Origin of the sequence: Fodinibius roseus (genome assembly GCF_900129315.1) — a bacterium.
Classification (GTDB): domain Bacteria; phylum Bacteroidota; class Rhodothermia; order Balneolales; family Balneolaceae; genus Fodinibius; species Fodinibius roseus.
Window position 1 is genome coordinate 25,389 of record NZ_FQUS01000010.1, and the last position, 25,009, is coordinate 50,397.

15 protein-coding genes are annotated in these 25,009 nt (G+C 47.6%); 8 read left to right on the forward strand and 7 right to left on the reverse strand.

From position 1 onward, the window contains the following. The first annotated feature begins 20 nt into the window (after positions 1–20). The 4 genes from BUB16_RS10590 (at position 21) to BUB16_RS10605 (ending at position 7,717) form a co-directional block, all read left to right on the forward strand. Positions 21–3,578, forward strand: a complete 3,558-nt coding sequence (locus tag BUB16_RS10590; protein WP_244545683.1) for a SusC/RagA family TonB-linked outer membrane protein — start codon at positions 21–23, stop codon at positions 3,576–3,578. Positions 3,579–3,596: 18 nt separating this feature from the next. Continuing rightward, on the forward strand, positions 3,597–4,985 hold the full coding sequence (locus BUB16_RS10595) for a SusD/RagB family nutrient-binding outer membrane lipoprotein (RefSeq protein WP_073063549.1): 1,389 nt from the start codon (positions 3,597–3,599) through the stop codon (positions 4,983–4,985). Positions 4,986–5,188: 203 nt separating this feature from the next. After that, positions 5,189–6,373, forward strand: a complete 1,185-nt coding sequence (locus BUB16_RS10600; RefSeq protein ID WP_073063553.1) for a C40 family peptidase — start codon at positions 5,189–5,191, stop codon at positions 6,371–6,373. A 291-nt stretch (positions 6,374–6,664) separates the two neighbouring features. Next, positions 6,665–7,717, forward strand: a complete 1,053-nt coding sequence (locus BUB16_RS10605; protein WP_084088200.1) for an N-acetylmuramoyl-L-alanine amidase family protein — start codon at positions 6,665–6,667, stop codon at positions 7,715–7,717. Between the two features lie 235 nt (positions 7,718–7,952). Here the strand turns inward: BUB16_RS10605 and BUB16_RS10610 are convergent, their stop codons facing one another. Further along, positions 7,953–8,996, reverse strand: a complete 1,044-nt coding sequence (locus tag BUB16_RS10610; protein WP_073063556.1) for a S1 family peptidase — start codon at positions 8,994–8,996, stop codon at positions 7,953–7,955. 317 nt (positions 8,997–9,313) lie between these two features. On the opposite strand from BUB16_RS10610, the gene BUB16_RS10615 reads away from it, so the two are divergent. Then, entirely contained in the window at positions 9,314–11,473 is a 2,160-nt protein-coding gene (locus BUB16_RS10615; RefSeq protein ID WP_073063559.1) for a cation:proton antiporter domain-containing protein, read from the forward strand. A 335-nt stretch (positions 11,474–11,808) separates the two neighbouring features. Here BUB16_RS10615 and BUB16_RS10620 read toward each other — a convergent pair whose 3' ends face one another. Further along, complete coding sequence (locus tag BUB16_RS10620; RefSeq protein ID WP_073063563.1) at positions 11,809–13,671, reverse strand: cation:proton antiporter; 1,863 nt, start codon at positions 13,669–13,671, stop codon at positions 11,809–11,811. Between the two features lie 320 nt (positions 13,672–13,991). Between BUB16_RS10620 and BUB16_RS10625 the strand changes: the two genes are divergently transcribed. From BUB16_RS10625 to BUB16_RS10635, 3 genes are all read left to right on the forward strand, one after another. After that, positions 13,992–14,219, forward strand: coding sequence for a hypothetical protein (locus BUB16_RS10625; RefSeq protein ID WP_073063566.1), 228 nt, complete (start codon positions 13,992–13,994; stop codon positions 14,217–14,219). Positions 14,220–14,334: 115 nt separating this feature from the next. Then, a complete protein-coding gene (locus BUB16_RS10630) occupies positions 14,335–16,461 on the forward strand; it encodes an amino acid permease (RefSeq protein ID WP_073063569.1) in 2,127 nt (708 codons plus the stop codon). Positions 16,462–16,559: 98 nt separating this feature from the next. Continuing rightward, a complete protein-coding gene (locus BUB16_RS10635) occupies positions 16,560–18,689 on the forward strand; it encodes an amino acid permease (RefSeq protein WP_073063572.1) in 2,130 nt (709 codons plus the stop codon). Between the two features lie 16 nt (positions 18,690–18,705). On the opposite strand, the gene BUB16_RS10640 is transcribed toward BUB16_RS10635, so the two are convergent. The 5 genes from BUB16_RS10640 to BUB16_RS10660 all read right to left on the reverse strand — a co-directional run bounded on the left by BUB16_RS10640 (position 18,706) and on the right by BUB16_RS10660 (position 24,980). Further along, positions 18,706–19,713 carry a hypothetical protein gene (locus BUB16_RS10640; protein ID WP_139240274.1) on the reverse strand — a complete coding sequence of 336 codons (1,008 nt, stop codon included), beginning with the start codon at positions 19,711–19,713 and terminating at the stop codon, positions 18,706–18,708. A gap of 182 nt (positions 19,714–19,895) precedes the next feature. Beyond that, the gene (gene hisS, locus BUB16_RS10645; RefSeq protein ID WP_073063578.1) at positions 19,896–21,182 is read right to left on the reverse strand and encodes a histidine--tRNA ligase; all 1,287 of its coding nucleotides are present in this window, start codon (positions 21,180–21,182) and stop codon (positions 19,896–19,898) included. A gap of 350 nt (positions 21,183–21,532) precedes the next feature. Beyond that, positions 21,533–22,519: an NAD(P)H-quinone oxidoreductase gene (locus BUB16_RS10650; RefSeq protein WP_073063581.1), complete on the reverse strand. Its 987-nt coding sequence runs from the start codon at positions 22,517–22,519 to the stop codon at positions 21,533–21,535. 41 nt (positions 22,520–22,560) lie between these two features. Further along, a complete protein-coding gene (locus BUB16_RS10655; RefSeq protein ID WP_073063585.1) occupies positions 22,561–24,048 on the reverse strand; it encodes a lipopolysaccharide biosynthesis protein in 1,488 nt (495 codons plus the stop codon). Positions 24,049–24,104: 56 nt separating this feature from the next. After that, positions 24,105–24,980 (reverse strand): ATP-grasp fold amidoligase family protein, encoded by an 876-nt coding sequence (locus BUB16_RS10660; protein ID WP_073063588.1) that lies wholly within the window; start codon positions 24,978–24,980, stop codon positions 24,105–24,107. Between the last annotated feature and the right edge of the window lie 29 nt (positions 24,981–25,009).

The window sequence follows — 25,009 nt, forward strand, 5'->3', positions numbered from 1 at the left end:
ACCAGAGAATGATGGAAATAATGACACAGGACAAAGAGAAGAGATCAGTTTTATGGAGAATAATGATACTGGCATTTGGCTTCCTCATCAGTCATGGGTTTTATGCCGAAGCCAATGGACAATACCTTACCTCGGCTTCCGTTGAATCCGTTGACCAGTCATTTTACTCCGTCAGTGATTATTCCGACCGCTTGCCGGAACTGCAGCGCCTCGTGTCGGTGGATGCGGAAGAGATCCCGATTCGACAAATACTGGAGGATATTGTAGCCAAAGCGGATCTGGGCCTCGCTTACAATGCCGGACTTCTTTCGCTGAAGCGTCCTGTCACAATACAGCTTCGGTATGTCCCCGTGGGGGAGGCGCTGCAGCAGGTGCTTGCGTTTACAGGGTATGAGGCAACGATATCGAAGATGCGTGAGATCGTATTGCGTAAACGTCTTTACCGGCTTCCCTCACTTATTCGTCTGCAGCAGGAACTATCGGGCAGAGTGACGGACGCTGAAACAGGGGATCCGCTGCCCGGGGTGAATGTGGTCGTTACCGGTGACCCCTCGGTGGGAACTTCGACCGATGAGGATGGGGAATACCGTTTGACTGCCCCCGATGATGCCCAATCGTTAACCTTCTCATTTATTGGTTACCAGGAATTGGAGACCCCGATTGACGGGCGAAGTACGATAAATGCTGAGCTACAACCTCAGGTGCAGACTTTTGAGGATGTGGTTGTGACTGCACTGGGCATTTCGCGGGAGGAACGTTCGATCGGTTACTCTACCCAGCAGGTCGATGGTGAAAACCTGACGTTCTCGAAAGAACAGAATGTGATCGGTTCGCTGGCCGGTAAAATTGCGGGCGTACAGATTACCGGTTCTTCGGGGGCAAGCCTGGGAGGCACCCAGACCATTAAAATCCGGGGGATAAACTCCCTGAGCGGTGAAGGTCAGCCGCTGATTGTGGTTGATGGAACGCCCATCTCGAATGCCAATTTTGCCGGCAGCGCCGGGGCCGATTTCGGAAATCTGGCTCAGGATATCAACCCGAATGATATTGAATCCGTAAACGTGCTGAAGGGACCGGCTGCTTCTGCACTGTACGGGATCCGCGGGCAGTATGGCGTGGTTATGATTACAACCGAGAAAGGGGCCGGCCGTGAAGATTTCCAGGTAGAGTTGAATTCCGGTTTTTCTGTGCAGAAGGCCGCGAATTTTATGGAATTTCAAAACAAGTACGGGGGCGGTTCTTCCCAGGAATGGAATACCCTTGAGAACGGACAGAAGTACGTGCAGACCTGGGTGGACGAGAGCTGGGGCCCGCCGATGGATGGTTCCCCGGTGCGCGAGTATTTCAGTTTTTACCCCCAGGATCCGCAGTACGGGGAAGTGACTCCCTTTGATGCGCATCCGGACAATATCCGGAATTTTTATGAAACCGGATATAAGTTGAACCAGTCGATTACGATTTCAGGAGGAGGTGAGAGCAGCAATTACCGGTTGAGTTTCGATGATTCACGGATTTCAGGGGTCTACCCCAATTCGAATCTGAACCGGAACAACCTGGGGGTCAGCGCCGGTATTGATGTAAGTGACCAATGGAATTTTTCCACCAATCTCAACTATGCCATCAATGATGCCCGGCGTCCCCCGCAGGGGTCTGAGCACGGCTCCCGTTATTTCCGGCAGTGGTTTCAGCGCAACCTGGATATGAGCCGCCTGAAAGATTACCGCTATAGCGACGGGACCGTCAAGCACTGGAATATTTCGGGCTGGGGAGACGGCGAGTCCGGAGCCATGCCGTATCCGGTGTACTGGTCCAATCCTTATTTTGAAGCTCATGAGGATCTTAGTGAAGACAGCCGGAATCGTATTTTCGGAGATGTGGGTGCCACTTTTAATGCCCTGCCGGAACTGTCCGTAAGCGCCTTTATCCGGGGGGATATGTATGTGCAGAATATCGAGTATAAAACCGCTTCCGGCGGCACCGACACTCCTGATTACACGGTCGGCAAATATGAGAACCGGGAGATGAATTACGAGCTCAAGGCGCAGTATTCTCAGAACTGGGACGATTTTTCCCTGGATGCCACGCTCGGAACCAATGTCTACGACCGGAATTACTCCTATTTGTATCAGAGTACGGAAGGGGGACTCACGGCCGATGGCTATTATAATATCGAAGCCTCGGTGGATCGCCCGGAAAATGAATCGTATCTCCTTGAGAAACGGATTTTGAGTGCCTACGCACTGACTTCTCTGGGCTATAACGATACGTATTTTGTCGATGTGAGTATCCGCAATGACAAATCTTCTGCGCTGCCCGAAGACAGCAACTCGTACTGGTATCCTTCCGTATCGGGAAGTTTGGTGTTCAGTGAGCTGGTGGACTGGGATCCTCTTTCTTTCGGTAAATTGAGGCTCAGTTACTCCCGGGCCGGCTCCGATCTGTCTCCCTACCAGACGCAGCCGGTATATGGTGTGGGCACGGTTTATGACGGCCGGAATACTCTGCTTGTACCCGATGAGATTAATAACCCCGATATTGAACCATCATTTTCGACCTCGTATGAGGCGGGTATTGACCTGAACTTCTTTAGCCGGATAGAATTCAATTTTACCTACTATCAGCAAAAGAATGAGAACCAGATTATCCCCCTGAGCATATCGGGCGCCAGTGGATATGAAGAGGCCATCATTAATGCCGGGCTGATAGAAAACGAGGGGATTGAACTCAGCGTATCGGGAACGCCTGTCCGGCAGGAATATTTGTCGTGGGACGCTACCTTTAACCTGGGCAGAAATCAGAATGAGGTGGTCCGGCTCCATCCCGATATCGACCGGTACCAGCATGGTTCAACGGAATATTCAAGTACATGGAGTTACATGAATTCCTACGAGGGAAGAACGTACGGCAGCCTGGTCGGACGAGCGTACCAGCGTGATGAGGCGACGGGGCAAATTCTTCTGGATGATAACAACCTGCCGTTGTGGACCGATGCGACGCATAATTTCGGCTCGGTGCTGCCCGATTTCACGGGGGGAGTTCAAAACGTGCTGCGCTACAGGAACTTCAGCCTGGGCGCCATGATTGATTTCCAGGTGGGGGGACAGTTTTTCAGCCGGTCAAAAATGCTTGCGGTCAGAACCGGCCTGGCCAAAGAAACCGCTGCCCTCAACGACAAGGGAAACAACGTGCGGGATCCGGTTGACGAAGGCGGGGGTGTTAAAGTGGAAGGGATATCGGCATCCACCGGCGAGCCGGTTACGGCTTATGTAGATGCCAGTACCTATTTTGATACCATCGGCGACGAGGTGTATGAAGACTGGGTAATTGATGCTTCCTACGTTAAGCTGAATGAAGTGAGATTCGGTTACACCGTCGACCAGCGAATACTCGAGCGATGGCCGGTGAGGTCGGTGGAGCTGGCCATTTTTGCCAACAATCCGTGGATGATATGGCAGGAAGCGCCACAGGGACTCGATCCGTCTGAGCTCTCTACCGGGGGACAGGATATCACCTGGTACGAATCGGGGCAGTTGAATACGGTGCGTACTTTCGGATTGAACATAAGCTTAACTTTTTAGGGAGAAAATTTATTTATTATGAAGAATGTACTCATACCTTTTACGATCGTAGCTTTTTTGACTTTTAGCTGTGATATCGCAAGCTTTGACGACGATATCAATAAAAATCCCAACGCTCCCAGTGAAGCTTCGGCGCCACAACTTATCGCTAACGCGATGCTTTCTCTGCCGTCGCTGAGTTCCTCCCCGCAGGGACAATATAATGCGCAGTTTTTAGCTAAAACCGATTATGTAAATGATTCGCAGTACCCGGAAGGGGGCACCAGTTTTTACTGGCTGTACCAGGGACCGCTTATTAACCTGCAGGCGGCTATCGATCATTCCAATGTCGATAACCGGATTGCTGTTGCGAGAATATTGAAAGCGTACTATTACTGGCATCTCACCGACCGGTGGGGAGATATACCCTATTCCGAAGCGCTGCGTGGAACCAAAAATTTTACGCCCGCCTATGACACCCAGGAAGCCATCTATACGAGTCTGTTTGACTCGCTGAAAGCAGCCTCCGCCCAAATTAATCCGTCGGGTGGTCTCAGCAACGACATTATGTACGACGGCGATATGAATAAATGGATCAGGTTCAGCAATACGGTTCGCCTGCTGATGGCACTGCGTCTTTCCGAGGTGGATCCGCAACGGGCGGAATCGGAGTTCAATGATGCGCTGAATGACGGAATAATGGAGTCCAATGACGACAATTTCGTCTTCCGGCATCTGCCAGAGGCCAACAATCAAAACTACTGGTACGGGCAGATTGTGGAACCTCCCGTCAGGGAGTGGTGGGCATTGAGTGAAAATCTGGTCGGCATGATGAAGCCGGTGGATGATCCGCGGCTTCCGGTGTATGGCGATGCCACCGCCTCCGGTGATTATGTAGGCTTGCCGTTCGGTACGGATGAGGACGAGGTTCCTTCCCTGGATGAACTCTCCCTGCTGGGAGACGCCATTCATGCTCAGGACGCACCGGTCTATCTGGTAACGTACGCCCAGGTGTTGTTTGCCCGGGCCGAGGCGGCCGAGCGGGACTGGATTGCAGAAAATGCCGGGGAAAATTACAGGCGGGCTATCGAACAATCGCTGTTGCAGTGGACCGGCAGCACGGATGGGTTCGACGAATTTTATGCTCATCCGGAAATATCCTATGATGCCGGCAACGCCATGGAACAGATCGCCTCACAGCGATACATCCATCTGTTTATGCACGGTTATGAAGGCTGGGCGGAATACCGGCGAACGGGTTATCCCGATCATATGGTCAGTCCCAACGGCAGGGAAGTACCCCTGCGCCAAAGTTACGCTTCCGAAGAGGCGCTCAACAACACCGAAAATTATAATGAAGCCGTCCAGCGCCAGTTTGGTGAGGGGAATAATACTCTGTATGGCCGCCTCTGGTGGGATGTGGAATAAACTCTTTTCCTCCTGTAACGGCTAACGAATTCGATGTCGGAAAAAAAGTAAAGATCGAGATCGCTGCGTTTTGTATGTTTAGTATTTTGCGATTTCAAAATCTTTATATACTGCCTGTACACAGCAGTTTCAATCGCTCAGGGGGAAGTGTTGCCTCCCCTGGTTTCCAAAAATCACTAGTAACCAATAACCAAAACCCGACAATGAGATCGCTACCGAAATTATTATCTGCAGCCCTATTGCTCTTAGCGACAGGATCAGGATGTGATCCAGAGCCGAAACCGGAAGTTGAGCAGGTTATCGAAAATACAAAAGTGCATTTCGCCCCTGACAGTCGGGTTGCTTTGTTTGAGGTACAGGCAGAGGAGATAAATGGAGAGTGGTTATTAAAAGGAGAGACCACTATATCCGGAGCGAAGGCGGCCCTGCTGGACTCCCTCTCGGCTCTGGAGCTAACGCTTCGGGATAGCATCCGGGTACTTCCCGCGGCCGACCTGGAGGGACAAACGTATGCTATTGTCAATAATTCGGTTGCCAATATCCGGTCGCGTCCCGCACACCCGGCCCAGCTGGCTACCCAGGCCCTGCTGGGCATGCCGCTGCTGGTGCTCAAAAAAGAGGGCGGCTGGTACCTGGTAAAAACGCCGGACGACTACCTTTCCTGGGTGGATGGCGGGGGTATTGAGCAGATGAACCGGTCGCACTACAAGGCATGGAAAGACGCTCCTAAACTTATTTACCTCAAAACCTATGGCTTTTCTTATCGGGAGCCCGATGAATCGTCGGGAAAAGTGAGTGATCTGGTAGCCGGCAGCCTCCTCAGACTGGAGGGACAAACGGCGTCGTTCTACGAGGTATCCTACCCGGACGGCCGCCGTGGATATGTCCCCGCCAGAGAAGCAAAACCTTTTGAGGAGTGGAATGAGGAGCTGGACACCAGCCAGGCCTCGTTGATTGAAACGTCAAAGACCATGATGGGAGCCCCCTACCTGTGGGGAGGGACCTCTACCAAGGGGATGGATTGCAGCGGGTTTACCAAAACGATCTATTTTATGAACGGGATGATCCTTCCCCGGGATGCTTCTCAACAGATAAAGGCAGGGGCACTGGTTGATAATCAGAAAAACTTCGATCAGTTGCAGGCGGGAGATTTGTTGTTTTTTGGTCGACCGGCAACCAAAACCGAACCGCGCAGGGTCGTTCACGTGGGTATGTGGATAGGCGAGATGCAGTTTATTCATTCCTCGGGACGCGTGCATGTGAGTAGCGTAGACTCATCCGCAGAAAATTTTGATCCCTACAACCTCGACCGCTACCTGGAGTCCCGACGCTACTTGGATCATCGGCAGGGGAATATCATTCTAACGGCGGATATGTACAATTGGTAAAGAGGGAGAAAAACAGGAGTTGAAAAATCTTGGATTAAAAAAGAATGCTCGATACAGGATAATCACGTTTTGTAGTATTTATTTCTGTGAATCATGGTTTATGAGCCTCATGCATACGGGATATTATAATCCTCAGCAAGAACCACAAGGACAGAGTAATGTTTTATCCGTTATGTGAAAAATCAGTGAAACAGCCTGGGAGGAGTGCAGATAGTGCCTGAATAAAGCTATATTATATCGCATGCCGGAAGCTATCGGTATTGGCAACCCAATAATAAATTTCATACTATTATGACATTATCTGTTCGTCTGTTTTATTTGGTATTCGCTATATGGGGAAGCTTCACTTTTTCCGGCCTTGCCCAGGAAACGCAAAGCCCGCTGCAGGGGAAGATCATATGCCTGGATCCGGGTCACGGGGGTACAGCTGATACTGATCAATATCGGGTAGGCCCGAAGGGTGAGCGCGAGGAGTGGATCAACCTGCGGGTGGGACTGGCACTAAGGGAACTCCTTGAAAGAGATGGGGCAACAGTGGTGATGACCCGCACGGAAGACACCGAAGTGACCTTGTCAGAACGATCACAGAAAGCTGTCGAGCAGCAGGCCGACGTTTTTGTTTCTATCCATCATAACGCCACTGCAGATACTTCTGTTAATTTTCCCATCATTTATTTTCACGGCAATGCTTCGGAGAACCAGGCGGGCGTTATGCTGGGTGAATTGCTGATCGAAAGTCTGTCTGAGTACTTATACGATCATCAGAATCCGGCAAGCCTTGTATCCGACCACGTCATCTTTCCGGGGAGCGGGGCCTCGGTTTTGCGTGGGACCTACGGTATACCGGCCGTTTTGGCAGAGGCGTCATTCTTTACGAATCCGGAAGAGGAACAGAGATTGAAAAACCGGGATTATAATCTCCGGGAAGCCCAGGCCTACCGGGAGGCCCTTGAATTGTTTTTTTCAAGGGAAATCCCTCCGGTTTATGATACCGGTTCCCGGGCCAACGTTAAGCCGTTTGAGGTGTTACAGGAGGCTGACCGGATGAAACCGGTCGCCCGTAAATGGAGGTCAAATGTTCGCAAAGGATTACAACAGTACCGGGAGGGCGATACCTCTTCGCTAAAAAAAGCCCTGGAGCTGTTTACCGTTTCGGCGCGCAGTTTTCCTGATTCCTGGATGGCGCGACAGGCGCATCGCTACCGGGCCAAAATATTTGAGGCGCTGGGAGCGTTTGACAAGCAGCGGGAAACGGAAACCCGGGTGGACGAGTACTATATCCGGCTGCAGCAAAACGAGGTATTTTTGAACGCCCTTGAGAAAGAAACAATCGGGAAACGGTGAATCCATATTTTCTACCAACCCGGGTGGAATAATAGACGGATTATCAGACCTGTGCTTTGTGTTTACTTGTGTTTGAAAATAATATATAGCGGGTGCGCCTACCACAGCGACCCCATTTGTTAGCTGTGATCTTTAATTACGCGAGTTATTTCAAATTCTCGTATAGATACCAAATAAATAAATCGGGATAATCATGTGAAGTTCATTTTAGCCAGGCTTTTGATAGAGGATAGCCTTAATAATCGAAGCCGTGCCGGCTGATGACGCCGCTGTTTTCATCAAGGAAAGTACGAATTTCACTGATTGGGATGGCCTGTGTGATACCGTACGATATCCGGTTTTTTTGGCCGAGGAAAACGGTGTCGTTATAGGGACGGACGATGCGTTGCTGACCGCTGCCTCCTCCGTCATCATCGGGTCGGGGAATAAGGACTGTTTCCTGTGAGGACGTGGCAGATCGGGCCATGCCGATCCACTCAAAATTCCTGAAATTGTCTCTGCTGCTGATAACAAGTCCCCCGCTTATGCCCGGGTTAAAGAGCGCATCCATGATAAAGAAACGGTGGGGACGAAGGGCCCGCGTGCTGGCTATCCCGCGGGTAATCATGGGAAATCCTTTGGGAAATCCCAACACATACAGAAAGGAACCCAGCTGGAGATGATCCATGCTGCCCATTTCGAACGGAAGGGAGCGGTGTTCGGACTGAGATTTGGAATTGAGGGTGGCAGAGAGCAGCGCAACATCAGTGAGCCTGTCTTCTGCAATAATTTCAAAGCTGCTCAGCTCACTGGGAGTAAAAAGCAGATTGGTCTGTCGTCTCTTGATACTGATCGTCTCTACAAAAGTGTTGGGAGGATAGGATTCGCCCGAATAATAGCTGATCAGCGTATCGGGGGAATTGACGGCATGAGCACAGGTTACAAGCAAAGCCTTGCCATCACTGTTCAAACTTAAAATGATGGAGGTTCCCGCCGTACTTTCATCGTTGGTATACTGCTGAGATGCTATATTATCCAGCCTGTTTGTTCGTATATCCGTTATTCTGACTTCTGGGTTTTCGAAAACATAACTGTTGTAGTGGGCCGTTGAGATAATTCTGATAATTGCTTGCCGGGCATCCCGGAGATGGTCGGATACATCCCGGTCGGGAAAGGCTGTGGTGTAGGAATCCGATGCTTCGGTATCCCTGGTCTTACTAACAGTGTCTTGTGAACTGCTGCACGCTCCTATCCATGTCAGGAAAAATAAACTGAATATAAGCTGTTGAAATAACTTCATCGTTCAGAGTCCGTTAGTAAGAGAGCTTTGCCAAACCGTTTTTTTCGCGGATTCAGCATTCCCACATATGCTTTATATGCTGCGGCTTTGAATGTGCTCGGTCTTTGATATTGGTCAAAATTTCTGGTTTTTCAAAGCCTTCTACAACTATTACCGTATTTTTTTCAGTTTTCTAACACCTTAAAAGGTAATGTAACAGATTTTTGGATTCCTTTTAATACCGTTTAACGGAAAAAATACTGAAAATGGAATCTTAAAATTAAAAATGGTATTCTTTTATTCCTTAAAAGCTTCTCTAACTTAAACTTCGCTTCATTGTGGATATTTTTTCTGCCGCCCCGCATCATGATATACTGATGCTCGTTATACAGGTGGGTATTTTGTTATTGGCTGCCCGGACATTGGGAGAGGTTGCCCGACGGTTGGGACAACCTTCCGTAGTTGGGGAAATTTTAGCGGGTATTATATTAGGGCCTTCCCTGTTAAGCAGTCTCTTCCCTGAATTCGGGCATTATATGATTCCGCAAAATGAGGTGCAGGGTTACCTGTTGGAGACTGTCAGCCTGCTTGGAGCGATGTTTTTAATGCTCATAACGGGACTGGAGACCGATATTAAACTCATTAAGCGTCACGCCCGCACGGCAATCGGGGTCTCGTTTGGAGGAATTACCATTACCTTTGCCACGGGGTTCTTGCTGGGACAATATCTCCCCGATTTCCTGGTGGCGGATCCCGGTAACCGCCTTATTTTTGAACTGTTTGTAGCGGTATCGCTGTCCATATCCGCTATTCCGGTGATTGCCAAGGTACTGATGGATCTCGATTTGATGCGTCGTGATATTGGCCAGACAATTATTGCTGCAGGGATGAGCGATGATACGACGGGCTGGATTTTGTTATCTATCGTAGCGGGATTGGCAAGCGGGGAGGCAGTGACTGCAGGAACCGTGTTGCAGATTGTAGGCAGCGTAGTGGCATTTATGATTCTGAGTTTTACAGTGGGACGCTGGCTTGTGCGTAAGCTATTAATTTTTGTGCAGGATGAAGTGGAAAGCAGCGACCGCCTCTTGACGCTGGTCGTTGTTATGATGTTCGTGTGGGGTGCTATTACCCAGGCTCTTAATCTGGAAGCGGTATTGGGGGCGTTTGTTGTGGGGATTCTGTTCGGAATGATGCCGCGTCTGCCGGAAAGTGTGATTCATAACCTCGAAAGCGTAGCTCTTGCTGTTTTTGCTCCCATCTTTTTTGCGGTAGCGGGACTAAAAGTCAACATGCTGAACCTCCTGGAGCCTACGCTTATTATGATTACACTGGTGGTGATTGCCGTGGCAACGCTGGGTAAAATTACCGGCACCTATTTCGGGGCGCGTGTAATAGGGGGTAAAGATCACTGGTCGGCCCTCAGCTTTGGTGCGGGCCTCAATGCCCGTGGGGCCATGGAAATTATTATTGCCACTATTGGCTTGAATTTGGGAATTCTTGCTCAGGATATGTTTTCTATCATCGTCGTAATGGCTATGGCTACCTCTCTGATGGCGCCTTCTGCTCTCAGATGGGTGCTAAAACGGGTGGAAATAGGGGCAGAAGAAGAGGAGCGCTTAAAAAAAGAAGAGATGGAAGCGGAAAGCCTTATCGCGGGTGTCCATCGTATACTGTTGCCGGTGCGGTTACGTTCTGGGGATTTGGATAAACTTGCCATCCAGTCCGTTGAAGCGAAAGTGTTGGAATTGTTGGGTCGGGAATCGGAATTGTCGGTTACATTATTTACCGTGGCAAGGGATAACAACGAAGATGAGTGTAAGGATTATTTGGATGAGCTGTCGGAGTATTTTGCGCAGGATGAAATAGTAAAAAAAGTTGTCGCAGAACAGAATATCGGGGATGCGATATTGGATGAAGCCAGGAAAGACTATGAACTTCTGGTACTTGGTGCTACCGAACGACAGACGAATTCTTCTCATCTCTTTAGTCCCCTTATTGACTATTTGGCAAGAGTAGCTCCCTGTCCGACGCTTATTGTACAGGGGCGTAAAATTGATGAACAGTGGAGTCCTGAACGCATCCTGGTCCCGACCAATGGCTCTAAAGCGGCCCGAAATGCCGTTGATTTGGGACTTTTTATTGCTAAATCGGACTCCCTTCATGAAGTTTCCATGTTAAATGTCGTGATAGATAATTATGGAGATACACCTTACCATGTACGGCAGTTTAAAAAGGATAACGAAATTAAAATTGCCAATAACATCATGAGTGACTTGCAGGAAATGGGAGAAGCAATGGGGGTGAAAACACAAACTGTGGTTGAGCGTGGTGAAAGCCCTGAACAGGCGATTTATAATTTTACCGTTGATAACGAGATTGATCTTGTTATTCTGGGTACCAATGTTCGTCCGGGTTCTCACCGGCTCTATCTGGGCCACAGGGTTGAAACGATTCTCGACCAAAGTCCCTGTCCGGTACTTATTTTAAATACCTGAGAAAGCTTTTCGTATTACCAAAATCTGAGCACAATGATGTTCGTTGCAGGTATGGATATAAAAAATATAGTTTTTATGAGAGACAATATGGGGGTACGCCGTATTTTTTGTCCACAACACATGATATATCGATAGATCTGTGTAATAGCAGGCTGTTTTATTTATTATAGCATTTTGATAAATATTCCGCCTTGCCACAGCTGTGCAATGGTTCCATGGACTGCGTTGAATCACAGATGTTTATTCAACGCCGGAAGGTATGCACCATCGCGTATTGGTATTAATGCCCGTTTTTTCGGCCTGATTATAGTCATATATCTTGCCGGGAATAAAGGTCAGGAAGTATCCGAAGCCTGTATAGCCTGAGAGGTGGAAGAGCTGTTTTCTGTACTGTCTTGGATTTCTTCGTTAGTTATTGAAATATAAAAAACTTTGTCCCCTTTGGTTGGCGCCGGGGGATTATTTACCGTGTAGGGATGGATCTCGTTTGTGGAAGTTATTACAAAAAGTGGAATGTATTGTTCTCCTATGGCCTCTTTGAATGAAGCGAAGGTGGAATTATCGGTAATTTTTTGAACGGAGAGCGGTTCATCCCCCTTGATAATAGTTGACATTTTCTCAAAATTGAGTTGTTCATTGAAGAGTGTCCTTCCACTTAGGTGGCTGCTGACATCTTTGTTGCCTTTTTCTCCCCGGGTATTGGGTGGAAGCTGGAAAACATATGACCGGCCGAAGATCTCACTGAAACGGAGCGCTGCCAGCGAATTGACTTCATCGTTCGGGGTAAGGGCCAGTAACCTGCCCACACCGTCCAGATCAATTTTTTCCAGTGCAAATTCGGAAAGTATATTACCGTGATAAGTTCCTATATTTTTGTCTTCTGCTTTGGCTATATTCCTCCAGTTTGAATCTGCCACTAACACCTTGAATCCTTCGCGTTTAATGGCTTCGGCAATTTTCAGAGACCATTCATGAGCCCCTAAAATGAGAATGCCATTGGGAACCGGTTTCGCGACTCCCAATTTACGAGCCACCCAGGAAGCCGGCAGCCCGTAAATCGTTACGGTACTGATAATAACAAGGAATACAATGGGAACAAGCTGATCAGCATGCTCAAAGCCATTCTGAGCCAGGCTGATAGCAAAAATCGAAGAAATGGATGCCGCTACTACACCGCGGGGAGCCATCCAGCAAAGAAAAAGCTTTTCACGCCAATTGATATCTGAAAAAAATGTCGAGATATATACCGCCAGGGGACGTGCTACAAAGATGAGAATGACAAGAAATCCGAAGAGATTCCAGCTTAAATTGGCAAGAAGGCCTTCGAGCTCAACTCGTGCTGCCAATAAAATAAAGAGGGCCGATAACAACAATACCCGCAAATTTTCCTTAAACTCAGTGATATGATTAATGCGGGCTGATGTCTGATTGGCAAGCGCAATGCCCATAAGTGTGGTAGCCCACAGGCCGGACTCGTGCTGAAGCATATTGGATGCTGTAAATACCGTTACGACCACCATTAAACTAATAGGGTTCTGCAGGTAATCGGGCAGGAGATGTCTTTTTAACAGAAAGTAAATCAGTGCAGCTCCGGCCAATCCTACGAGGGTACCGAAGAATATCGTCTTAACAATACTCATTACTGCCAGACTGGTAGCCGCAGAGACACTGGTACTTAAAATGACTTCAAAGACGAGTACGGCCAGCATAGCTCCGATAGGATCGATGACAATCCCTTCCCATTTTAAAATAGATCCCACTTGTCCGGAGGGACGTACTTGCCGGAGCAATGGAATAATTACTGTAGGACCGGTAACAACCAGTATCGCTCCCAGAAGAATGGATAGTTCCCACCCGAAAGGGAATAAATAATGGGCCGACAAGGAAATAATGCCCCATGTAAGTAATACTCCTATACTTACCAGGTTTCCAATAATTCCGCCAATATTTTTTAACTCGGAAAAGCTCAGGCTCAGCCCGCCTTCAAAGAGAATGATCGCAACGGAAACGGAAATAAAAGGAGCTAAAAGATCTCCCATCAAAACATCCGGTTGGAGCAACCCAAAGACCGGACCCGCCATTATACCCGAAATAAGCAGCAACAGGATAGCCGGTAATTTAAACTTCCATGCAATCCATTGAGCACCAATCCCGAAAAGGAGAATGCTGGTAATGCCTATTAGTAAATGTTCTTCCATAAAATAAGATAAATCAAACCACCCGGTGCTACATAATAGAAAGGTGAAAAGTTAATTCATTGTATCGAAGATATAAAAATCAGCAAATGAAATATTATAACCAAAGTTTTTTATGTAATTTTCTGGCAATGGTATAATGCTTAAAAACCAGTAAAGAGGGACTCTTTCTTTATTGGTAAAAAACCAATAAAATAAAAATTGAGAGCACAAGCCAAGGAGGTTTGTGAACATAGAAACGCTGTATCATTAAAATTAGTTGTACAGTTTCATAATGGGCCGGCTATAAATCTATTTATATTTAAATATAAATCTTATGCTATATGAGCAGACCGTTTAAAAAATTTTTTCTATCTGAGTTTCTGTGGCTGATGGGGCTTATTTTGATTGCAGCGGTAGTGGAATACGTCATAATTGTACTGTTTGATCTTCATCCTGTACTAAGTGTGAAAATACAAGGCCTGATAGGCTTAACCGTTATTGCCTATGGGATAAGAATGGTTGCCCGGCTTATGGCCGGCATGCAGGAATCCCCTGAAGAAGAGAAATAAACAAATAGATGGTTTTGAGGCAGGAATGAGGATAACGCTTTAAAGCTCAATTCTTCTGAAAGCTGTTGATTAAATCATTTCCCGATACGGCTGATTAATCAGAAAATTATTTTATATGATCGAGGAGGCTAAAAAACTTAAAAAAAAATTAGGTGCTTTTGACGTCTTTGCCATTGCGACAGGCGCTATGTTTAGCTCTGGCCTTTTTTTACTGCCCGGACTTGCAGCAGGAGAAACGGGTCCTTCTGTTTTCCTGGCATATTTAGTGTCAGGACTATTCGTATTGCCCACCATGCTGAGCAAGGCAGAATTGGCAACCGCTTTTCCACGCGCAGGGGGGACATACTATATTATTGACCGAACACTTGGTCCCCTCATGGGAAGTATCGGGGGAATTGGTTCCTGGCTGTCTCTTGTATTTAAAAGTGCCTTTGCATTGATCGGGATGGGAGCATACATATCCATATTTTTTGAGGTGCCTATTACCCCTGTGGCCATCATTTTAACCGTAGCATTCGGAGCGCTGAATATTTTCGGGGCCAAAGAGACAAGCAAGCTCCAAAATATATTGGTTGTGACATTAATCTCTATCATGGCCTTCTATCTTGTCCAGGGGTTTTCATACCTGTTTTCTCTTGATTTCCTGGATATCCACCGAAAACAGTTCACCCCGTTTTTTACGAATGGCATTCAGGGATTTTTTGCTACGGTTGGTATGGTTTTTGTTTCTTACGCGGGACTTACGAAAGTGGTTAGTGTTGCCGAAGAGGTGGAGAATCCGGATCGCAATATCCCCCGGGGGATGTTTCTTTCTATATTTACAGCTATTACGGTTTATGTGGCAGGGGTATATATTATGACCGCCGTTCTTGAGCCCGCTGCCTTTAGAGAAGATCTAACCCCCGTTGCTACGGCCGGCGAGATTTTCCTGAGTTGGTTGCCTGGTGATATTGGGCTTATCTTGGTTGTTATTGCGGCCATCGCCGCTTTTGCTTCAACAGGAAACGCAGGTATCATGTCTGCGTCCAGATTTCCGTTGGCTATGGCACGGGATAACTTAGTCCATCCTAAACTTGCCCAAATAGGCAAATTTGATACTCCTGCCATATCGATAATAGCTACTACCGGCATGATGGTATTTTTATTACTGGTCTTTAATGTCAAGGAAGTAGCTAAACTGGCCAGTGCATTTAAACTACTTTTGTTTGGGCTGTTGAACCTGGCGGTCATCGTAATGCGTGAAAGTAAAATCAAAGAATATGATCCCGGGTATATAGCCCCATTCTATCCCTGGATTCAGATGATGGGAATATTGATATCGGGCCTGTTAATCCTTGAAATGGGGATATTGTCCATTATGTTTACCGTTGCAATCATGCTTTTATCGGTGGTGTGGTATTATTATTACGCCTATAACCAGATTGACAGGCAGGGTGCCATCTATCATGTCCATGAACGGTTGGGCCAGTTCAAAGACCGGGGTCTGGAACGTGAAATGCGCCGTATTATGCAGGAAAAGGGATTGCGAGAGGAAGATCCTTATGAGTTGGTTGTCAGCAAAGCAGCAGTATTGGATGTGGAAGAGCCTGATGTTACTTATGAATATATTGTGAGGAAGGCCAGTCATAATTTGGCGGCAAGGGTAAACGTGGAGGCGGATCAGTTGTTCCAGGAATTTGAGGAAATGAGTGGTTTTGGGGTTATACCTATTGGAGAAGGGGCTGCATTGAATCATTCAAGACTGAACGTAAAAACAGAACCGGAATTGTTTATCATTCGCGTGAAAGATGGGTTATCAGTGCCGGCCAAACATTTTAAGTCATCAGCCGACGATGAAAAAGCAGGCGAAAATAAATTGTATGCTATTTTCTTTTTAGTCAGCTCTGAGGATAATGCTACCCAACACCTGCGTTTTCTTGCACACTTAGCTGATATGATTGATCAGGACGATTTTTTACAACGCTGGTTAAAAGCAGATAATGAAGGTGAAATAAGAGAAATCCTGTTACGAAATGAACGATTTATTAATCTGAAAATTCGGTCTGACGACGAAACGGGCAGGATGATTGGAAAGAAAATACATGAAATTGAATTGCCCGGCGAGAGCCTTATAGCAATACTTAAACATGAGGATCAGATCAGTATTCCCCATGGCAATACTATTATCCGGGATGGTGATGAGCTCTCAATTATTGGTGAAGCTGATGACATTAAAAGAATTAAAGAGCTTAAAAAAAATTAATCATATATTGTGCTGTTTCCGGCGGGACTTCATGGTATTTTCTCGCAGGTATCTATTCAGAAATAATTTTAAAAGAATATTTATAGTTTTTTGAAGATATGGAGCATGAAACGCTACAAAAACAATTGGGACTTTGGGATGTTTTTGCTATCAGCACCGGAGCTATGTTCAGTTCAGGCTTTTTTCTGCTGCCGGGTCTGGCTGCCGCAGAAACAGGACCGTCGGTGTTTTTAGCTTATTTTTTTGCCGGTGTATTAGTTCTGCCAACGATGTTTAGCGTATCTGAACTATGCACCGCCATGCCTCGCGCAGGGGGGACTTATTATTTCATAGATCGGAGCCTCGGGCCGTTAATGGGAACGATAGGTGGCTTTGGATCGTGGTTGGCACTGGTTTTAAAAAGCGCTTTTGCTCTTATTGGTATGGGGGCCTACATAGGTATATTTATTGAGGTTCCGATAACGTTGGTTGCTGTTGTGCTTACTGTTTTTTTTGGAATAATCAATATTGTAGGGGCCAAGGAATCGAGTTTTCTTCAGAAAATTCTTGTGGCGGCTCTGTTGGGTATTATGTTTTTCTATATACTTCAGGGAGTCTTTCACTTCTTTTCTGTAAATTTCTTTGAACTTGCCCGACAACAGTTTACCCCTTTCTTTACCCATGGTATCAATGGTGTTTTATCAACAATAGGGATGGTTTTTGTTTCCTATGCAGGCCTCACAAAGGTAGCAAGTATTGCTGAGGAGGTAGAAAACCCCGACAAAAATATTCCCCTCGGTATGATACTATCCTTGATAGTGGCGGTTTTTGTCTATGTTGTTGGGGTTTACCTGATGGTGGGCCTTCTTGATCCAGCTGCGCTCCGGGAAGATTTGACACCGGTAGCGACGGCCGGTGAGGTGTTCCTGGATTGGTTGCCTGAGCCCACGGGACTCATACTTGTTGTTATAGCTGCAATAGCCGCGTTTGCTTCTACGGGAAATGCAGGTATTATGTCAGCTTCCCGTTATCCCATGGCGATGGCCCGTGATCGATTGTTGAATAGTCGTTTTTCGGAGGTAAGTTCACGATTTGGCACTCCAAAGATATCTATTTTTGTCACTATCCTGTTAATGATATTTATCCTTCTCGTCTTCAATGTGGAAGCCGTCGCTAAATTGGCCAGTGCCTTTCAGCTACTGCTCTTCGGGCTACTCAATCTTGCCGTTATCGTAATGCGGGAAAGTAAGATTGAAGAGTATGACCCGGGATTCAAGTCGCCCTTGTATCCCTGGATGCATATTGCGGGCATGATTATTTCCGTCTTACTTATTTTAGAAATGGGTTTCCTTTCTATCCTGTTTACAGCTCTTATTGCTGTGTTCAGTGTAGGATGGTACTACTATTATGGTTACGGCAATATTGAACGGGAAGGAGCTATTTTTCACGTGCATGCCAGGCTCGGTAAACGCCGGTACCGGGGACTGGAGTACGAAATGAGAGGTATTCTGCGGGAAAAAGGTCTTCGGGATGATGATCCATATGAAAAAGTGATTGCCCGATCCATCGTTGTCGACGAGACGAATCCTGAGATCAGTTATAAAACGTTGGTAAGAAAAGCATCCGAACATCTTGCTCCCCGTTTTCATATGGAATCCGATGATTTGTTCGAGCTGTTTTGTGAGGCCCAGAATTCGGGGACGATCCCCATTGGCCGGGGAGTCGCCCTTAATCATGTGCGCGTAGACCGGGATCGTCCATCAGAGATTGTTCTGGTAAGAATTCCTGAAACCATATCGATTGAATCGGAGGGCTATGAGCCTCTGAATGAGAATAAGCAAAATTCAGTTGAGGAGCTGCGGGCCATTATCTTTTTAGTGAGTTCGATTGAGCGATCGGGACAACATCTCCGGATTTTAGCACATATTGCAGAGATGGTTGATAATCCCCACTTCATGTCTCGTTGGAAGGGCGCTGGAAATGAGGGAGAACTTCGTGAAATTATGCTTCGTGACGAGCGATTTATAAATATCACGATTAACCCTCATAACGAAACCAAAAAATTAATAGGGAAGAAAATTAAAGACATTTCACTTCCGGGAGAAAGTCTCGTCGCTATTTTAAAACGCGATGGAGAGCTTAAAATTCCTCACGGCTATACTGTTGTAAAAGAGAACGACGAATTGTCTATCATAGGGGAGGTTGATGATATAAGCCTGATTAAGCAATGGAGGGAGGAAGACGAGTGAGTAAATCGACTGCTCCTTACCGGTTGTTGATCACGGGTTCCGAAAGGCTCCCTTCTATCCGTATCGTAATGCCGTCTTCACTCCGGGGAAGCGAAATAGAGAGTAGCTGCTCCACATTTTCCAAAACCCTACTGAATGAATCTGAAAAATCTGTTATGGAAAGCGTTGCATTTTCCAGCGGGGATCTGCCCAGCGGTTGTTGCAGGTCAACCAAGCCGTCGACGGATACCAGGGCAAGCTCGGATTTTAGCTGCGTTTGCACCTGCAGCATTCCGGACTGAGAATGCGGGGTGGACTGAAAGCGCATCGACTGGAAAGGTATGGAATCCGTGGGATAGCCGAATCCCTTGATAAAAAAACCATATTTATTTTGGAAAGCTTCAAAAGGCTTCCAGCTGAGTGAGTCCATGGTAATCTCATGCCGGCCCTCTCTCCAAAAAAATCTATCCCCCGCTGCCACTGTTCCGCTGTATTGGAAGTCTTTGACCTGCAGCCCGGAGATAAGCGTATTGGGAGACTGTAACCGGAGCCGGGATCCCTCGGCATGTATCGTTTGCCGCCGGCTGAAAACGGTATCTGTAACCGCTGCGCGAATACCATCGAGGGCTTCCCCCTCGAAGTGGATATGGAGACTGTCCGAGGAGACTTGCTGAAGGGTGGACTTATTGACATAGGATGGATTCAGCAGCAGCGCTTCGGCCCGGTTCAGGTGCCTCAGGGCATATTCGGTTCCTCCCAAATAAAATTTCAGCACATCAAGATAGCCCAGGTCTACCGTAAGGCGGCCGGCACGCTCTATGTGATTACCCAGTATGATGGTTAGGTCCCGGATAATGATTTTACCTGTAAACGGGGTCACTTCAACGGACGAGTGTGTTACTGAAATTGACTGATCACCCGTTGTCTGCGCTTCGATGAGTTGTATGATTTGCTCTTCGGCCTGACCCGCAGCATAAAAATGATAGCCGATGAAGATGGCAGCTACAACCAACAGCCCTGCTAAATAATAGTTTGTCTTTTTCATAAATGATTGGCCACAGATTTAAACAGATAACACTTAATTTATATGATTATTATTGTATTCTGCCGATCGTAAGCTCAGGAAGCTACGTTCTATGCTGAAAACCAATGGTTCAACTCATTGTTGGTAGCTTTGTACCCACAAAATGGATCTGTATAATGAGACGGCCGAAACACTTGTGAGTATTATTGTAAGCTTTGTCGGGTATCAGGAATATCAGTCAGTTTCCCCAAAATCTCTTCAAATGTATAGGCGTTTTCCTCGCTTTTCTTCATATTGCGAAGGGTGAATTTACCCTCGTTAAGTTCATTTTCACCTACAATAATGGTATGGCGGGCATTCTCTCGGTCCGCATCTTTCATCTGGGCTTTGATAGAACGACCGATATAGTCCATGGAGGCGGAGAGCCCGGCGCTGCGCAATGCCGGCAGATGCCTGAGGGCCCATCTCCGGGCTTTTTCGCCGAGCGTGACAATATACACGTCCAGCGTTTCTTCTTCCGCCAGTTCGATATCCAGCTCTTCGCAGGCAATAAGCAGCCGCTCAATACCCGCTGCAAAACCGACGGCGGGGGTATGTTGTCCCCCGATCTCTTCGATCAGCAAGTCGTATCGTCCACCGCCTCCAAGGGCATCCTGGGCTCCTAAATCGGGACTGATGAGCTCAAAGGCCGTGCGGGTATAATAATCAAGTCCCCGCACCAGGTGAGGGTCTTCCTCAAAAGGAATATTCAGGTCAGCCAGCAGTTCTTTGACTTGTCCGTAGTGGGCGGACGTTTCTTCGGTCAGGTAGTCGGTAATGACCGGCGCATCTTCAATGAAAGATTGATCTTCCTCTTCCTTCGAATCCAGGATACGCAGCGGGTTGTTTTTGAAGCGTTTTTGTGAAATATCGCTCAGCTGTGGAAGGTGGGGACGAAAGTGGTCTTTAAGAGCTTTGGTATAGTTTCTTCGGCTTTCGGGATCTCCGACAGAATTTATTTTCAGCGTGGTATTTGTGATCCCCAGCCGGTCGTAGATGGCCATCATCAGGGCAATAATATCGACATCCGCAGCGGGGGCGTCGGCCCCGATAATTTCGGCACCGAACTGGTGGAACTGTCGCTGGCGGCCTTTTTGAGGCTTTTCGGCACGAAACATGGGGCCGATATAATATAAATTCTGGGTTCCGCCGCGCTGATCCAGGTGATGCTCGACAAAGGCGCGGGCAACGGGGGCTGTGCACTCGGGTCGCAGTACATAGCGGTCATCGCCGCGCTGGAAGGCAAACATCTCCTTGGAGACAATATCGGTAAGCTGACCCACGCCCCGGGCAATGAGCTCGGTCTGCTCCATGATGGGAGTGCGAATTTCCTCAAAATTAAATTTTTTGGCCTCCTCATGGATGATGCGTTCGATAGTTTGCCATTTCCCTACCTCACCGGGCAGGATGTCAACCATTCCCAGGTGCGTACTAAACGTCGGTTGCGCCATGAATTTCCACTGTTTCGATTAAAAATATTTGCTCCTAAGATAAGAGTATGAGCAGAGAATTCCTTAGTCAATTTTGAAAGGAATAGGATGGATTCCACTCTTACTTGTAAGCCCGCAGATTAACATATATAAAACCGATTATTTATGGATACCTGTAAGCATAAAACGCAATTAATTAATTATCCAAAAGTTTCTGGTATTGAGGTGGGCCTCATAATGAATGTTGGAAACGAACCAGAATTCAGGAGAGTTATTGTTGATAAATGAGATAAATAAACCTGCTGATTAATACTGGAAAGACAAGTAATATCAAAAAGATCAGTTTGAAATATGTGGGGATCTGTGACCCGTTACATACCGGTAAGGACCATTTTACCGGTGTTTTTGTTGTTCTGCATGCGCTGGTGGGCTTCTTCGGTTTTCGTCCAGTCAAATGTTGAATCGATCACCGGTTGCAGGGTATTTTCTGCAAAAAGGGAATGGGTTCGGGCGGCAAAATCTTTCGTGAGTTCAATCTTGTATTCCAGCGAACGCGAGCGCAGGGTCGAACCCATAATATGGAGTCGTTTTTTAAGAATGGGAATCAGGCTGAGATCATCCATTTTATGTCCCCCTAAAAAAGAAAGATATACCATGCGCCCATCCATGGCCAGCACCTCCATATTTTTGTGCCAGTACGGTTTGCCGATAAAGTCGATGATGAGATCCACTGCACCGGGCCCCAGCCGGCCGGTGATTTCTTCTGCATAGTTTTGGGTTTGATAGTTGTAGGCGAAATCTGCGCCGAGCTTCCGGGCCGTATCCAGCTTGTGCTGCTTTCCCGCTGTCGTAATGATTTGGGCCCCGAACAGCTGACGGCTCAGCTGGATGGCCGAGGTTCCAACCCCGCTGCCGCCTGCATGGATAAGCACGGTTTCATTTTTTTTCAGCTTTCCCAGCCAGTCGAGAACCTGGAAAGCCGTCAAAAAGGTTTCGGGAATAGCCGCTGCTTCCGGGAACGTGAGGTTCCGCGGAATGGGCATGGCCAGGTCTTCATGGATCGCGCAGTATTCCGCGTATCCTCCGCCGGAGAGCAATCCGAAAACGGGATCACCGGATTGCCATCTGCCGGCCTCATCTCCAACCTCTTCAACGACGCCCGCCATCTCCAGGCCGAGGATCGGGCTGGCGCCTTCGGGGGGCGGGTAGTGGCCGGTGCGCTGAAGCAGGTCGGCACGGTTGACCGCGGTCGCTTTGATGTTGACCAGGACTTCGCGGGGACCGGGTTGGGGGATCGGGGCCTCACGGATTTCAAGCGTTGAATTCTTACCGGGGTTGGACACATGAATGGCTTTCATAGCACAGGTTTTTAAGGAGATATTGAACCGGAAAACGCCCGTTATACCGTTAATTTGGACAAGCGATCATAGCCTTCCGCCAACAGGTTTTTGACGTCATCCGAAAGATTAAACAGCAGGATTAACCCTGTAAACAGGATGGTAATGAGGGCGGATCGAACAATCAAGTCTACAAAGAAGTTGTATAGATACGGGATCTGAAACGAAAGTCCCAGGCAGCCGGCGGCAATCAGCAGTACGAACAGGGCACTCCAGCGAAAAGGCTGCATGGAAAAAGTGATCCAGACGAAAATAAATTTTACAGAATTGTAGATAAATATAGACAGGGCCGTGGCGATGGCGGCACCGAGCATACCGTAAAGCTGAATAAAAAAGTAATTGGTGCCAATCGTAAGGACGATAAGCATAATATTCGTATAGAGGTCAAACCGGTAATGCCTGGAGTTCATGATGATGCTGCCGTTGATACCGGTGGCCATGTTGAAAAGCTTGGCCGCACCCACCACGATAATGATCCATTCGGCTCCCTGGTATTCGGGGGGCAGCAGGTACATAAGGTTATGCATATTTGCCCAGATGCCCACATAGAGCAGCGTGCCCGCAATTATCTGGTTAAGGGAGGTACGCTTGTACAGGCTGTCGATTTCCTCGTACTTTTTTTCTTTCAGCAGTCCGGCCAGCACGGGACTGGCTATCTTGATGATCGAACGCTGGGGGACGGCTATGACCGATCCCACATAGAAGGCGATGGCATAGACGGCGGTGCTGTTGAGATCGATCATCGCCCCGAGCATGATAATATCAATGTTGCCTACCAGCAGGGTCGCGAGTCCCCCGAGCAGGGAGTAGGCCCCGTACACTCCCATTCCTTTTATGAACTTGGAACGTTTTTTTAGTCTGGGAAAAGTCAGCGTCAGTTCTCCCCGCCGGTACAAATAAACCAACAGGTAAACCGGTTGAAGACTATAGATGAGCACAAAGCTAACCATAAACCCGGTAAATGAAATCAAATTATAATGATAGACTACCAGCAGTAGAATGATAAGGGCACGCACAAGCACCTCGTTGACAAAAGAGCCGGTAACGGAATCCTGCAGGGCACGAACGTAGTTGTTAAGCACTTCAAAAAAAAGCGTGGCAAAAACCAGGGGAATAAGATAAAGGTAATAGGCGCCGAAGAGAGCGGATTTATCATCATAATAGGTTAAAAACAGCTCTTGCAGCAACAGGTAGGCCGTGGAAAACAGCAGGAAGCCCCCCAGTGGAACCAGCAGGATAAGTGCAAGCAATTTGCCTTTGGAGCGCCGGGAGTGCTGGAAATAGGGGAAATAGCGTATGACGATATTTTTGACTCCGAGGTGGGCAAACTGTGCAAAAACGAGCGACAGAGAGATCAGCAGCCGGGTCAGCCCGTATTGTTCAGCAAGTAAAAAATTGGGATAGAGCAAAATGGTTGACACAAAGCCCAGGGCAATCCCCAGGTAGGAGATAACCGTGTTTTGAATGCTCTGTCGGATGATTACGCCCAACCGGATCGAAAGTTTAAGTGTTGAGGATAATGTTTTTGTTCCTGTAGTTACGCTTATTATCTGTTTAGATCAAGCCAGGATCCTATCTGGTACTCCAGGGCCTCCGGTTCAAACGGCACGAAGCCGTTACCGGGGTAGTTGGTCATCTCCCCGAAATAGACCGTATTGCGCGGCAGGTAAAGATCGACGCGAATAAAGTTGAAATCCGCCGATAGTTTTTCCGCCACTTCAATAGCTTCGCTGAGACATCCCGGCTCTGGGGTGGTCCCGGTGTAGGGAGGGTAGAGCAGGCGCCCGTCAATTTGGTTAAAGTCCCGGTCGAAGAGATTCCTTTTTTGGGTCCCGAAGCGATCGTAGTCAACCTGGATGAGCTTGACCCGGCCGTCAAAGCAGAAAAATTTGTAGTCTTTGGGAATATTGTTATCGGCATCCAGCAACAGCGTTTCGGCCAGAAGGGTTCTCGGCAGATTATTATAGACCCACTCCCTGCCGATGGTAAAATAATTGGTCTGTTGCCAGCTTTCAGTCTGCTGTCGAATCTCGTCAAACGATTCCTGTTCTTTATCAGACACAATGCGAATCATGCCGCAGCCGTGATTCGCTTTGAGTACGAATCGGGAGGGGAGGGACTTCCAGACAGCTTCGGTCAGCGTGTCAAAGGTGTCCATGAGGGGGATCAGATGTTCCTTTCCCACTTTTTCGGCTACGAAACTTCTCACTTTAGTGCGGTCCGCCACTCTTTTTCGAAGGCCGGTGCGTTCATACAGTTTTATAAACTGGATTTTTTCCGTAAATTTCCGGGGCTGCTCAATATCCGGCCATTCGTCCAGTTCCAGCCAGTACCGGACTTTCGCATATCCCTTGTCCGAGAGAAAATGGCGGGCCACGCCCCAAAAAAATTTTGTTAAAAGCGGATGTAAGAGCTTCTTCATGATAATAAAAAATGCAGCAGTAAAGGACT

Excerpts from the sequence above, each read along its gene's own strand:
- BUB16_RS10590 (WP_244545683.1), top strand. The coding sequence starts at position 21 with ATGACACAGGACAAAGAGAAGAGATCAGTTTTATGGAGAATAATGATA.
- BUB16_RS10595 (WP_073063549.1), top strand. The coding sequence starts at position 3,597 with ATGAAGAATGTACTCATACCTTTTACGATCGTAGCTTTTTTGACTTTT.
- BUB16_RS10600 (WP_073063553.1), top strand. The coding sequence starts at position 5,189 with ATGAGATCGCTACCGAAATTATTATCTGCAGCCCTATTGCTCTTAGCG.
- BUB16_RS10605 (WP_084088200.1), top strand. The coding sequence starts at position 6,665 with ATGACATTATCTGTTCGTCTGTTTTATTTGGTATTCGCTATATGGGGA.
- BUB16_RS10610 (WP_073063556.1), bottom strand. The coding sequence starts at position 8,996 with ATGAAGTTATTTCAACAGCTTATATTCAGTTTATTTTTCCTGACATGG.
- BUB16_RS10620 (WP_073063563.1), bottom strand. The coding sequence starts at position 13,671 with ATGGAAGAACATTTACTAATAGGCATTACCAGCATTCTCCTTTTCGGG.
- BUB16_RS10625 (WP_073063566.1), top strand. The coding sequence starts at position 13,992 with ATGAGCAGACCGTTTAAAAAATTTTTTCTATCTGAGTTTCTGTGGCTG.
- BUB16_RS10630 (WP_073063569.1), top strand. The coding sequence starts at position 14,335 with ATGATCGAGGAGGCTAAAAAACTTAAAAAAAAATTAGGTGCTTTTGAC.
- BUB16_RS10635 (WP_073063572.1), top strand. The coding sequence starts at position 16,560 with ATGGAGCATGAAACGCTACAAAAACAATTGGGACTTTGGGATGTTTTT.
- BUB16_RS10640 (WP_139240274.1), bottom strand. The coding sequence starts at position 19,713 with ATGAAAAAGACAAACTATTATTTAGCAGGGCTGTTGGTTGTAGCTGCC.
- hisS (WP_073063578.1), bottom strand. The coding sequence starts at position 21,182 with ATGGCGCAACCGACGTTTAGTACGCACCTGGGAATGGTTGACATCCTG.
- BUB16_RS10650 (WP_073063581.1), bottom strand. The coding sequence starts at position 22,519 with ATGAAAGCCATTCATGTGTCCAACCCCGGTAAGAATTCAACGCTTGAA.
- BUB16_RS10660 (WP_073063588.1), bottom strand. The coding sequence starts at position 24,980 with ATGAAGAAGCTCTTACATCCGCTTTTAACAAAATTTTTTTGGGGCGTG.